Source organism: Akkermansiaceae bacterium (assembly GCA_024233115.1).
Lineage (GTDB): Bacteria > Verrucomicrobiota > Verrucomicrobiia > Verrucomicrobiales > Akkermansiaceae > Oceaniferula.
This window is the reverse complement of sequence record JACKQB010000003.1, coordinates 647,584-660,319: the sequence shown is the minus strand read 5'-3', so window position 1 is coordinate 660,319 and position 12,736 is coordinate 647,584. Positions and strand designations below refer to the sequence as shown.

Genomic DNA, 12,736 nt, shown 5'->3' with positions numbered 1-12,736 from the left:
GTGGGATTATGTTAGGGCGGCGGAGAAATGGTTTTCCGGGCGGAACCTGAAGCTGCCGTCGGCGGCGGTGCAATCGACGTGCACCAGGTTGAAGTGTCCGTGGCTGGCGTGGACGACGGCGAAGGAGCCGTGGCCGTCCTTGTTGCCGGCGTCGAGTTCCCAGCCCATGTTGTTGCAGCGCAGAATCCGGAGGTGGTCCTGTTTGTAGAGCCCGGTGGCGTGACTGTGGCCGTGGCAGAGGCCGATGATGTTGGGGTGGGGTTTGGTGGCGTCGAGGAGCTGCTGGCGGTCGCGTTCCGTCCACCATCGTTTTTGCAGGCCGAAGGGGTCGAAGCCGTAGTGCTGGCAGAGCAGGACGTGTTGCCCGGCCGTCGCGGCGGCGGCGAGTTGTTTCTTGAGCCAGGGGAGGCCGGATTTGCGCTTGTAAACGGTGTCGGTGGCAAAGCGTTGCAGCTGGAGGATGCGCAGCGGCCCCCAGTGGAGTGCGTAGCAGAGCGAGTCGGGGTCGAAATCCCGCACCGGCACGGGCGCCATTTTCCCCTGGTGCCTGGAGGTGACGTAGCGCCACATGGTTTCGCGGTTGTTGTTTCCGAAATCGAGGTCGTGGTTGCCGAGGCCGCAGTGGACCGGGTACTTCACCTTGAGTTTGCCCGGCCCGTCATGCTCCCAGAACTGGCGGAAGCCGTAGTAGTTTTTGATCCCCAGAAAGCCCCTGCCGCCGCGGAGTTCGCGCGGGCTGCCGTGGTCGGTCATGTCGCCGAGGTGGACGATTCCCCTGGGCGGGGCGACCGGCTGGCCCGCGCAACTGAAGCCGGTGGCTTTTCCGCCCAGCGTTTCCGGCCAGAGTGTTTTACCGTCGGCGATGCGGTTGATGGCGTTGACCATCGCGTGGCTGGCGGGATGGTTTTCATCGACGGACGAGTAATGCGTGTCCGAGGCGATAAAAAAGGTCGTGTCGCTGTCCCCGTTTTGCGCCTGCGCCCGCAGGGGGAGCGCGTAGGCCGCGGCTGTTGCGGCGGTGGTCTGGATAAACTGGCGGCGGGTGGGCATGCTGGTTAGGCGCTTAGGCAGCCCGGGCAGTTCTGGGCGAAGTGGCCGGGGTGGATCTCGGTGAGCGGCGGCGGGGAGTCTGTGCGGCACTTGCTGGCGTCGCCCAGGGTGTTGCGGGCATGGAAGGCGCAGCCCGCGGGCGGGTCGGAGAGGTCGGGCGGCATACCGGGGATGGTGTAGAGGCGCTCACCTTTTTCGTGGGTGGCGGGGATGCTCTTCATCAGCGCGCGGGTGTAGGCGTGCAGCGGGGTTTTGAAAAGCTCCTTGGTTTCGGCGCGTTCGACGATGCGTCCGGCGTACATCACATTGACGTCGTCGCATGTCTGGTGGACCACGGCGAGGTCGTGGGTGATGAGGATCACCGCGGTGCCGAGCTCGCTCTGGCGGTCCTTGATGAGGTCCAGCACCTGCTTCTGCACGGTGACATCGAGCGCGGTGGTCGGCTCGTCGCAGATCAGCAGCTCCGGCCGGGTGATCAGCGCCATGGCGATCATCACCCGCTGGCGCATGCCGCCGGAGAACTCGTGCGGGTACGACTGGATGCGTTTCTCCGGCTCCGGGATGCCCACCTCGGCGAGGGCGTCGATGGCGCGGTGCAGTGCGGGTTTCCCCTTGATGCCCTCGTGGATTTCCAGCGGCTCGGTGAGCTGGGTGGAGACTTTCAGAAACGGGTTGAGCGAGGTCATCGGGTCCTGGAAGATCATCGAGACCCGCTTGCCGCGGATTTTGCGCAGTTGTTTCTGGTCGGCCTGGAGAAGGTCGGTGCCGTCGAACATCGCCCTGCCGGCATGGATTTTCCCGGGAGGCTGGGGGATCAGGCCGATCAGTGAGTAGCAGGTGACGGACTTGCCGGAGCCGGATTCGCCGACGATGCCAACGGTCTGGCCTTTATCGACGGAGAAGGAAACATCCTCCACCGCGCGCACGATGCCGTTGCGGGTGTGGAAGCGGGTGGTGAGGTTGGTGACATCGAGCAGGGGCATGACGTCATGTTTTCTAGACGGGATTTCCGCCCGCGTAAAGCATTGGAGGGCGGCATGGGTGGATTTCGCGGAAATGGCGACGAAATGGCGTTGGTGTGACGCGAGGGTGGGGGCTCAGTCGGATGCGGAGGATTTCCGCTCGATCAGCTCGCCCTGCATGGTGATGCGCCTGACCGGGGAGTCCGGATGTTTGATGCGGTCGATCATGGTTTCCGCGGCCACCCGGCCGATTTCCCGGCACGGCTGCCGGTAGCTGGTCAGGGGCACGCTGAGCAGGGAGGCGTATTTGACGTCGTCGAATCCGCAGACCCTGACCTTGCCGGGGATGTCGATGTTCCGGTCTAACAGATTCCGCATCAGGGTCGCCGCCGTGCTGTCGTTGGCGCAGATGATGCCGTCGACGCCGTTTTCGAGCATGGCGTCGATATTTTCCCCCGGCTCCTCGCCGTGGTAGTCGAGTGTGTAGAGACTGCTTGCAAGCAGACCCTTCTGGGCCAGCGCCTCGCGGCAGCCCATGCGGCGCAGTTGCACGGTCATGGCGGGGTTGCCGCGGGTGACAAATGCCAGCCGCTGGCAGCCGCTGTCGAGCAGGTGGGTGGCCACGACGTAGCCGGCCTCGATGTTGTCGATGCCGATGAGGTCGCAGCGTGACTGGCGCGGCCAGCGGAACAGGTCGCGGTCGAGCAGCACCACCCGGATGCCGTGGTCGGTGAGTCGGTCGAGGATCATCTGGTTGAATGCCTGCGGCTCATCGACGTGTTCGGCGGGGGCGAAAAAGGCGCCGTGGACCTTCGCCTTGATCAACTGCGCGGCCATGGCCTCGGTCTGCTGTTTCAAGTCGTCGGCAGGATGGATCTCCGAGGGCAGCATCATCCTGACACCGGCGGCTCCGGCGGTCTCGGCGATACTGATGCAGATCGGCTCGAAGATCTCGGTCTCCTGCAGGCGGGGGATGAGGAAACCGACTTTCAGGGTCGCCTTTCCCGGTGCCAGGACCTGGCTGCCGAAGCCGGCGGTGCGTTTCACCAGCTTTTCATCGCTCAGCATTCTGAGCGCCTTGGCGATGGTCGGGCGGGACACCTTGTACTGTTTGCACAGCTGCGCCTCGGTGGGCAGCAGCTCGCCGGGTAAATATTTTTGCTCGCGGATTTTCAGCAGGATTTCCTCGTAGATCTTGAGATACCTTGGTTTGGAGTCGCTCATGTCGGGGGGAATGTCATTAAAATGTCACTGTATGTCAAGGGAAATGTTACCTTTTATTGTTTACATTTCCAGTGGGTGTGTTTGGGTGAGCATTACAAATGGAATGCATGAAAACCATGAACGACAGCAACAGCAGCAAACAGACGGACGCGCCGGGCGGATTTCGCGTGGCGGGTATCGGGGAGGTCCTCTGGGACGTGTTTCCGAACGGGCAGCGACTCGGCGGCGCGCCCACGAACTTTGCCTGCCACTGCCGGCAGCTGGGCGCGACCGCCTTCCCGGTGAGCTGCGTCGGCGACGATGCCCTGGGCCGCCGCACCGTGGAGGAGCTGGAGCGGCTGGGGGTGGATGTGCGTCATTTGCAAACGAGCGCCGCATATCCGACCGGGCGCGTTCTGGTGGAGCTCGATGAAACCGGCAAACCCGACTATCAGATCCTGGAGGGCGTGGCCTGGGAGCAGCTGGAGTTCACGGACGGGCTGGATGCCTTGGCGCGTTCGCTGGATGCGGTGTGTTTCGGCACCCTTGCCCAACGTTCCGAGGTCAGCCGCCGGACGATCCGCGGTTTCCTGAAGCGGATGCCGGAGCGGGCGTTGAAAATCCTCGACGTCAACCTGCGCCAACCCTTTTTCTCCAGGGCACTGGTCGAGGAGTCGCTGGCATTGGCCAACGTGGTCAAACTCAGTGACGAGGAGCTGCCCGTGCTGGCGGGGTATTTTGAACTAACAGGTGGAGTGAACGAGCAACTGGCCGGGCTGCGGGAGCGTTTCTCGCTGAAGCTGGTGGCCTACACGCGCGGCGCGGACGGCAGTGTGCTGGTGACCGCCGGGGGCGTGCAGGAAACCGGTGGCGTTGCGGTGACGCCGGTGGACTCCGTCGGGGCAGGGGACTCGTTTACCGCCGCCCTGTGCATCGGTTTATTAACAGGCATGCCGCTGCCGGAAGTGAACCAATTCGCCAACCGCGTGGCCGCCTTTGTCTGCTCCAAAGCCGGAGCAACCCCCATTTTGCCTGAGTCCTTGAAAACCATCCAACCCAACACCCCATAAAAAATATGAACCCAAACCCTAGTTTCGAACCATTGGAGCGCGTCAGCGAGGAGCAGCTGCCGGTCGCTAAACACAAGCTGCACGGATGGACCCACTTCATGGGGCTATACGCCGGGGAGCATGTCGCCGCCACGGAATTTGTCATCGGCGCCACCTTTGTGGCGCTGGGTGCGAAGACGATGGATATTTTGTTAGGTCTCCTGATCGGCAACATCCTGGCGATTCTCAGCTGGACGCTGATCACCTCACCGATCGCCACCCAGACGCGGCTGAGTCTTTACACCTACCTGAACAAGATAGCGGGCGACTCGATGACCAAGCTCTACAACTGGGCCAACGTGGTGATTTTCACCGTCATCTCCGCCGCCATGATCACGGTTTCCTGCACGGCGGTCAGGTTTCTTTTCAAAATACCCGCCCAGCTGAACTGGTATCCCACCAATGCCTGGTTTGTGTTGGTGGTGCTGCTGGTGGGCGCGATCGTGGTGTTTGTGGCGATGTATGGATTCAATGCGGTGTCCGAGTTCTCGGGAATCTGCGGGCCGTGGCTGTTTGTGATGTTCGGCGCCGGTGCGCTGGTGATGATGCCGGCTTTGTCCGAGGCTGTGTTAGGCCGCACCATGCTGCAGAGCTTTGGTGACTTCATCACCATCGGTGACGCATCGATCTGGACGGGGGTCAACGCCGCCGGTAAACCGGGGATCGGGCTGCTGGAGGTGATAGGATTCGCCTGGGCGGCCAACACGATCACGCACGTCGGCCTGATCGACATGGCGTTGCTGCGCTACGCCAAGAAGCCGATCTACGGTCTCTGCACCAGCTCGGGGATGCTCTTCGGTCACTACATCGCCTGGATCGCGGCCGGTATCATGGGCGCGGGAACCGCGGTGCTGGTGAAGCAGTCGATTATCACCCTCGACCCGGGTGACGTCGCCTACCATGCGCTGGGGCTGTCAGGGTTTGTCATCGTCATCGTCGCAGGATGGACGACCGCGAACGCCAACCTCTACCGCGCCGGTCTCGCCGCGCAGGCGATCTTCAACAAGCACTCACGGAAAAAAACCACCCTCGTCGTGGGCATGGTCACCGTGGGTGTCGCCTGTTTTCCCTTTGTCTTTACCAAGATGCTGCCGATGCTGACCTACGCCGGTCTGTTAGTGGTGCCGGTCGGGGCGATTGTTTTCACCGAGCACGTGATCTTCCCGCGCATCGGCCTCACCCGCTACTGGGCGAAGTATAGGAAACTGAGCCACAGCACCCCGGCGGTGGCGTCGTGGGGTGTGGGGCTGGTCTTTGGTTTCGGTCTCAACACCCTGGATGTGATGTCCTTTTACTACCTCTTCATCCCGACCTGGTTTGTCACCGCGATCACCTACACGCTGTTGGCGAAAAAATACGGTGCCGCCGATTCCTACCCGGCCGAGGAGGCCGAGCTGAAGCAGTATGACCGGACGGTGGAGGCCTTCCAGCAACACCAGGCGGACAACGCCGCGCCCCCGGTCAAGGATGAGTCGGCACTATCACGCGGCCTGCACTGGATCGCGCGTGCGAGCCTGACCATCACCCTGGTGCTGGCGCTGGTCACCATGTTCGGCAGCTCCGACATGTCCGGCTATGTGGAGAACTGCGACCGCTTTTACCTCTACGCCTTCATCTGCACCCTCGTCTATTTCATCGCCGCCTACTGGGCACTACGCCGCAAAAAAGCCATCCAAGGATAAACCATCAACCCAAACTCCGGAACCATGAAAGAACCCATCCGTCTCAACCAGCGCAACTTATCGCGCCTACCAGCATCGCTCACCCTGCCGAGCTACGACAGGAGCAAACTCACCGCCGGCATCGTGCATGTCGGGGTGGGGGGATTCCACCGCTCACACGAAGCCTTTTACACCGATGAGCTGATGCAGCAAACCGGTGTCACCGACTGGGGCATCTGCGGCGTGGGGCTGCGCGACGCCGACCGCAAGATCGCCGACATCCTGAAACGCCAGGACTACCTCTACACCCTGATCGTCAAACATCCGGACGGGAAAATTGAGAACCGGGTGATCGGCTCGCTGGTCGATTTTATGTTAGGCTGCGATGATGCCACGGCAGTGATCGACAAAATGGCGAGCGCGTCCACCAGGATTGTCTCCCTGACCATCACCGAGGGCGGATACAATTTCAACGCCGCCACCGGGCAGTTCGATTTTAAAAACCCCGATGTCAAACACGACCTCGCGAATCCCCGCAGCCCAAGAACCGTCTTCGGCTACCTCGCCGAGGCACTGCGTAAACGCCGCGCCGCGGGCACTCCGGCGTTCACCGTGCAGTCCTGCGACAACATCCAGCACAACGGCGACATGACCCGGGAAATGCTGCTCGCCTTCACCGGAAAACAGGACCCCGGGCTGGCGCAGTGGATTGAGCGTGAGGTGCGCTTTCCCAATGCCATGGTCGATCGCATCACGCCGGTGACCACCCCCGCCGACATCGAATACCTCGAAAACGAAGTGGGTGTCAAAGACGAGTGGCCGGTGACCTGCGAGCCGTTCTGCCAGTGGGTGATCGAGGACAAGTTCTCCGACGACAGGCCGGACTGGGAAACGGTGGGGGCGCAGTTCGTTCCCGACGTCACTCCTTATGAAAAAATGAAAATCCGCCTGCTCAACGCCGGTCACTCGGTGCTGGGGCTGTTAGGGTCCATCCACGGGCACGAAACCATCGACCAGTGTGTGTCCGACTCGCTTTTCGCCACCTACCTGCGTCGTTTCATGGACTTCGAGGCCACCCCGGTGCTGGGAACGGTGGAGGGGATTGACCTTGAGGACTACAAGGACTCGTTGATCGAGCGCTTCGGCAACCCTAACATCAAGGACAAGCTCGCGCGTATTTGCCTGGAGAGCTCCTCGAAGCTGCCGAAATTCCTGATCCCCACCATCACCGAAAACCTGGAGCAAGGCGGCAGTATCGAATACGCCACCCTGGTGATCGCCGCCTGGTGTTACTACTCGGACAAGGGGGTGAACAGGGACGGCAGGAAACTGGAAATCACCGACGAGATGAAAGCGGAGCTGCACAAGGCCGCTGCCGGAACCCAACAGGACTCCTTGTCCTTTCTCAAGCTCAAGCCGGTCTTCGGTGACCTCGCACGCAACAGGACTTTTACCACGGAATACGAGAGCATGGTGAAAACCCTCTATGAAAGCCCGGATATCTCACGGCTCATGCAGGCCCTGTTATTCGGACGAGAGTAAAAAAACACCGGTTAAGCACCACCCCTGGCACCACTGCGACCAACCACGAACCACACTAAAATCATGAAAAAACGCACAATGATCGCCATGACCGCGCTGATCACGGCCGCCTCCGCTGAGAACAATCCGTTCAATGCCGGCGACTACCTCACCGGCGACTGGGGCGGGCTTCGTCCCGAGCTCATCGACAAGGGTGTCACCCCGTTTCTCTACTACGATTCCATCTTCGGAGCCAACGTGCACGGAGGTATCCAGGACGACCGGCAATTTGCCGGCCAGGTTTACGCCGGGGTGGATCTCGACCTCGAGAAGCTGCTCGGCTGGCAGGGGGCCACGATGAAGATCTCCACCGTGAACCGGCACGGCAACACCATCAGCGGCTCGGTGGGGGGCATCTATGACCCGATGACCATTTACGGCGGCCAGGTGACCTACCTCTATCAGTTTTTCATTGAGAAAAAATTCAACGAGCAGTGGTCGTTGAAACTCGGCCGGGTCTCGGCGGACACCGACTTCGCCAAGTCCCCGCTCTACGGCTACTCACTCAGCACCGCGATCAACGGACCAATCCGTGCAACATTGTTAGAAAACTCCATCACCTCCTTCCCCTACGCGGTGTGGGGTGGTCGGGTGAAGTATAATCACAACGATCAACACCAGTTCCAGCTCGGTGTCTATCAGACCGGCCCGGACCAGTGGGACTTTACCAAAAACGGACTGGATTTCAGCTTCCGTGACGACGACGGGGTGTCGGTGCTTCTGCAGTACGACTGGACACCGCAGGTCTGCGGTCGCGACGCCAGGATCTTTGTCGGTGCCATCAACTCCTTCCGTGACTTCGACAACTTCAACGGCGGCACAACCGACTTCCTGTTCCGCGCCTACGCCCACGCCGAGGTGGAGGTGGCAGATGGCCTCAAAGTCTTCGCTATGGCGAGTTACTCCGCCGAGGACAAGGTGGCCAAGACACCGCTCCAGATCAGTGCCGGCGTCAACTACAGGGGCATGATCCCCGGACGTGGAAACGACCACACCTTCCTCTTCGCCACCTACGGCCAGCTCAGTGACGAGTATGGCGACGCCATCGGCCAGAGCGTGAGCCACGAGATGGTTTACGAACTCGGCCACCGCTTCCAGCTCACCCCGTCCTGCTACCTCCAGCCATCGGTGCAATACATCCGGAACCCGGGCGGCACCGGTGCCGTGGACGACGCCATCGTGCTCGGCGCGTGGTTTGGACTGAAGTTCTAACAAATCCTGAACCGGCACCAAAGAGCCGCAGCTTCTCCCGCGGCTCGATGTTTCTTGAATAAGCTGGCTGTGGGCCGTATCATGCCACGCCAGAACATAAGCCGAAATGGGCTTCTTCAAGTGCCATGGGCCGCAGCACTCCGTCAAGAAGGCTGGTCCTTGTGTTGGAGTTGGCTGACTTCCTGGTCGAAGTCGGAGCGGTATTCCAGATCCTGCCGGGGGCGGAATTTTTCAAATTCCGACTCGGCGTGTTGTTGGGCGATTTTGGCGGAAATGCTGCCGGCATCCTGAAGCACTTCGTGGTCGTCGAATTCCAGGAAGGCATCGAGTCGCGTTGCCCAGTCCTCCATGGTCATCGGGATTTTCCGTCGGGCGCGGTTTTCGGCAAGTTCGAGGTAGGCGGTGACGATACTGCCGAGGGAGGCCAGCTCGTCATTGGTGAGGTAGTTTTTGGCCACGCCGACGTCGGACTTGAGGATTTTGCCGCCGGGGGCACCCTCCCAGGTGGTCAGGCCCATGTTTTTTTTGGACGAGTCAGCGCGATCCTGAATGAGTTCAGCCGCGGTTTTGCCGTGGATGGCATAGTGGAGTTTGTTCTGCACCTTGGCGAAGAAGTTGCGGGTGCTGGGCGCGTCCTTGTTGTAATCGATGGAGGTGGCGTAGATGTCGGTGATTTTCTGGTAAAACCGCCGCTCACTCAGGCGAATCTCGCGGATCTCCTCAAGCAGGTGCTCAAAGTAGTCCTCGTTGAGAAAGGAGCCGTTTTCCAGACGTTTGCGGTCGAGCACGTAGCCCTTGATAGCGAAGTCGCGCAGCACGGATGTGGCCCACTGGCGGAACTGGGTGGCGCGCAGCGAGTTGACGCGGTAGCCGACGGAGATGATGGCATCCAGGTTGTAGTGATCCAGGACGCGCGCCACCTCGCGGGTGCCTTCGGGTTGAACTATCCGGAATTTCCGGATAGTTGCCTCACGGGTGATTTCGGCTGATTCGTAAATGTTACCCAGGTGCTCGGATATGGTTTTTACCGAGACCTCAAAGAGCCGCGCCATGAGCTTCTGGGTGAGCCAGATGGTCTCGTCCTCGTAGAGCACTTCCAGGTCGTCTCCGCCGGATTGGGCGGAAAAGATCAGGAACTCCGCGGTGGAGTTGCGGATTTGTTTTTTGGAGGAATCGTTGGCCATGGTTCTTTCCGGTGGTGCGGGTGGGTTTGCTGGTGATGTCATCACGGCGGGGTGCCAATCTTATCAGGGTGACGCGGGCATGTGGAGCTGGTAGGCCGTGTGGATGGCGAGGGCCTCCTCCTTGCCGTAGTTGCTTTTTGCGTCGCAGCTCCAGACGACGCCCGGCCAGGCGGGGTCGGACGCGAAGCGGGCGACGATGTGGATGTGCAGCTGGGGCACGATGTTGCCGATGGCGGCGACGTTGATTTTGTCGGGATGGAAATGTGTTTCCACAAAGGCGCTCATCTGACGGATGGTGAACATGACCGAGGCGTAGTCGGTGGCCTCCAACTGATGGAGTTCCGTGATTGTATCATCGACTTCCGGAACCAGGATGAACCAGGGGAAAACGGCGTTGTCCTTGAGCAGGACGCGGCATTTCCCGTGGGTGCCGAAGTCGAAGCCGCCGGCGGCGAGGCGTGGATGGAGTTGGAAAGGCATGGTGCTGGCGGCGAGTATGGACGCATTCGCGCCCCGAGGCAAGCCGGGGGAGTCATTGCCGCCGCCCGCCGGTTGGCGTCCCCTCACCAGGCCACCTTGCGCAGTGAGTAACGCTTGTCGGTTTCCGCGATGGCGCGGGCGATTTCGGCCTGCACGGAGGCGTCGCCGTAGAACGGGCCAAGGCCCGGGCCACCGCCGGTGTGGGTCTCTATCAGCACGGGGTGGCCGCGGCGCATGACGAAGCTCGGATTGCCGCTGTCGCCGCTGACGAGTTTTTTATAGTAGCCGTTTTTCTTGTTCACATCGAATTTGAAGGCGATGGCTCCATTGCGGATGGCGGCGACCTGGTGGACGAAAATCCGGCGGTTCTGGTCGGTGACAAGGGCATAGCCGTTCACCAGGCGGGAGGCGAGGTCGGGGCTTGGCCTGAGCACGGGGTAGGGGGTGAAATTGGCTGGCAGCGCCTCGTCGAGCAGGCCCACGGCGACGTCGCCGGTGAGGTATTTGACGGAAACAATCTGCCGCTCCGCCCGCTTGCCCCGGCGGTCGTGGAAAACGACCGGTCTGAACAGTGGCCGGGTGTAGTGTTTTGCCATGACGACATGCCGGGGAGTGATCAGCGTGCAGGTGCGTTTGTCGTTGAAGGAGATGCCCGAGGCGTCGAACTTGGAGGTCCACCCCTGGCTGAGCCTCGACCGGCCCGAGGCGTTGTATGTGGTGAAAATGTCAGGCGGCTGGTTGGCCACCGCCATTTCCCCGGTCTCCATCGACGGCCCCCTGGTCAGCGCGGGGTCGGATGACGGTGTGCCGCAGCCTGCCAGGGCGAGGCAGGTGATGACCGGTAAGCGGACGATCAGTGGGGTATTCATGGCGACGGGGTCCTGGTTTGAAAAATTCAGCGGCCCCGTTTTTTTTCATCCTTCGTATTCCTCGAGCGCACCGAGAAGGTGATCGGGATGCCGGGGGTGGGGTGGGCCTCGCGGAGTCGGTTGGAGAGGTATTGCTCGTAATTCTCCTGCATCAGTCGCTTGTCGTTGACGAAGAGGATGTAGGTGGGCACCGGGATGGCGGTGTAGCGGTCGTTGACGGCGGTGGTGGCGTAGAGCAGCTTGAGGCGTTTCTGGCCCTTGCGCGCCTGCGGTGGTTTCTTTTCAAAAGCCTCGCCGAGAAAGCGGTTGAGCTTGCCGGTGGTGATCGGGTTCTGGGCCGCTTTGCGAATCTCAGCGAGCTTGGCAAAAACCAGACCGATGGATTGCTGCTTCAGCGCGGAAACACACACGTACGGTGCGTAGGCGAGGAAAAAGAGCTCGTTGCGGACGTGTTCGGTCGCATCTTCCAACCGGTCGGTCCTGCCTTTGCCAGGCTGATAGAGGTCGAACTTGTTGAGTACGATCAGGCAGGGTTTTTTCTCGTCCTGGATCATACGCGCGATCTTCCGGTCCTGGGCGGAAATACCCTCGGCGCAGTCGATGACCAGCAGGCAGATGTCGGCGCGCCGGATCGAGCGCTCGGCGCGCATCGCAGAGAAGATCTCGACGGAGGAGTCCATCTTGGTGCGGCGACGTATCCCGGCGGTATCGATCAAGGTGTGCAGTTCCCCCATAAACTCGTAGGGGATGTCCACGGCGTCGCGGGTCGTGCCGGCGATTTCCGAGACGATGGTGCGGTCGTCTTTCAGGATGGCATTGATGAGTGATGACTTACCGGCGTTGGGTCTGCCGACGATGGCGATTTTGAGTCCCTCCTTTTTGACCACTTCCTCCGCTTCCTCGATGTCACGCTGGAGTGGTTCGACCACCTTGTCGATGGCATCGGCGAGTAGCTCCATGTTTTTTCCCAACTCCGCCGAGGTCGGGATGCCCTCGCCGTATCCAAGGGAGGCGAAGTCGCCGGAGATCTGCTCCTGTTTCTCGTTGTCCGCCTTGTTGATGACGAGCTGGACCGGAGCTTTCGACTTGCGCAGCTTCTGGGCGAGCGCCTGGTCGATGGAGGTGACGCCGTCCCGGGCGTCGACGATAAAGAGGATCAGGTCCGCGGTCTGCATGGCGATGTCCGCCTCGGTGGTCACGGCGGCGGCGAAGCCATCCTCGAGCGTGGAGCCGATGCCGCCGGTGTCGATCAGGGTGCAGGGGCTGCGGGTGATGTTACAGGGCGCGGAAATGCGGTCGCGCGTCACCCCCGGCTGGTCGTGCACGATGGCGATGCGGCGACCGGCGAGTCGATTGAAAAGGGCGGATTTACCGACGTTGGGTCGGCCGACGATGGCTACGGTGGGCATGTTGGGAATGTTGGGA

The 12,736-nt window shown here is 61.2% G+C and carries 11 protein-coding genes; 4 read left to right on the top strand and 7 right to left on the bottom strand.

What is annotated here, in order from left to right:
• Nucleotides 1-6 precede the first annotated feature (6 nt).
• The 3 genes from H7A51_10780 to H7A51_10770 all read right to left on the bottom strand — a co-directional run bounded on the left by H7A51_10780 (nucleotide 7) and on the right by H7A51_10770 (nucleotide 3,236).
• Nucleotides 7-1,050 carry a hypothetical protein gene (locus H7A51_10780; GenBank protein MCP5536696.1) on the bottom strand — a complete coding sequence of 348 codons (1,044 nt, stop codon included), beginning with the start codon at nucleotides 1,048-1,050 and terminating at the stop codon, nucleotides 7-9.
• 5 nt (nucleotides 1,051-1,055) lie between these two features.
• A complete protein-coding gene (locus H7A51_10775) occupies nucleotides 1,056-2,033 on the bottom strand; it encodes an ABC transporter ATP-binding protein (protein ID MCP5536695.1) in 978 nt (325 codons plus the stop codon).
• A 114-nt stretch (nucleotides 2,034-2,147) separates the two neighbouring features.
• On the bottom strand, nucleotides 2,148-3,236 hold the full coding sequence (locus tag H7A51_10770; protein MCP5536694.1) for a GntR family transcriptional regulator: 1,089 nt from the start codon (nucleotides 3,234-3,236) through the stop codon (nucleotides 2,148-2,150).
• A gap of 107 nt (nucleotides 3,237-3,343) precedes the next feature.
• On the opposite strand from H7A51_10770, the gene H7A51_10765 reads away from it, so the two are divergent.
• The 4 genes from H7A51_10765 (at nucleotide 3,344) to H7A51_10750 (ending at nucleotide 8,778) form a co-directional block, all read left to right on the top strand.
• Nucleotides 3,344-4,285, top strand: a complete 942-nt coding sequence (locus tag H7A51_10765) for a carbohydrate kinase (protein MCP5536693.1) — start codon at nucleotides 3,344-3,346, stop codon at nucleotides 4,283-4,285.
• Between the two features lie 5 nt (nucleotides 4,286-4,290).
• Entirely contained in the window at nucleotides 4,291-6,006 is a 1,716-nt protein-coding gene (locus tag H7A51_10760) for a hypothetical protein (protein MCP5536692.1), read from the top strand.
• A 24-nt stretch (nucleotides 6,007-6,030) separates the two neighbouring features.
• Nucleotides 6,031-7,527: a mannitol dehydrogenase family protein gene (locus H7A51_10755; protein ID MCP5536691.1), complete on the top strand. Its 1,497-nt coding sequence runs from the start codon at nucleotides 6,031-6,033 to the stop codon at nucleotides 7,525-7,527.
• Nucleotides 7,528-7,590: 63 nt separating this feature from the next.
• The gene (locus H7A51_10750) at nucleotides 7,591-8,778 is read left to right on the top strand and encodes a carbohydrate porin (protein ID MCP5536690.1); all 1,188 of its coding nucleotides are present in this window, start codon (nucleotides 7,591-7,593) and stop codon (nucleotides 8,776-8,778) included.
• Between the two features lie 143 nt (nucleotides 8,779-8,921).
• Here the strand turns inward: H7A51_10750 and H7A51_10745 are convergent, their stop codons facing one another.
• The 4 genes from H7A51_10745 to der form a co-directional block, all read right to left on the bottom strand.
• Nucleotides 8,922-9,962 carry a virulence RhuM family protein gene (locus tag H7A51_10745; GenBank protein ID MCP5536689.1) on the bottom strand — a complete coding sequence of 347 codons (1,041 nt, stop codon included), beginning with the start codon at nucleotides 9,960-9,962 and terminating at the stop codon, nucleotides 8,922-8,924.
• Between the two features lie 63 nt (nucleotides 9,963-10,025).
• On the bottom strand, nucleotides 10,026-10,529 hold the full coding sequence (locus tag H7A51_10740) for an HIT domain-containing protein (GenBank protein MCP5536688.1): 504 nt from the start codon (nucleotides 10,527-10,529) through the stop codon (nucleotides 10,026-10,028).
• Nucleotides 10,526-11,311, bottom strand: a complete 786-nt coding sequence (locus tag H7A51_10735) for a hypothetical protein (protein MCP5536687.1) — start codon at nucleotides 11,309-11,311, stop codon at nucleotides 10,526-10,528. The genes H7A51_10740 and H7A51_10735 overlap by 4 nt, the downstream gene beginning before the upstream one ends.
• Nucleotides 11,312-11,337: 26 nt before the next feature.
• On the bottom strand, nucleotides 11,338-12,729 hold the full coding sequence (der, locus tag H7A51_10730) for a ribosome biogenesis GTPase Der (GenBank protein ID MCP5536686.1): 1,392 nt from the start codon (nucleotides 12,727-12,729) through the stop codon (nucleotides 11,338-11,340).
• Between the last annotated feature and the right edge of the window lie 7 nt (nucleotides 12,730-12,736).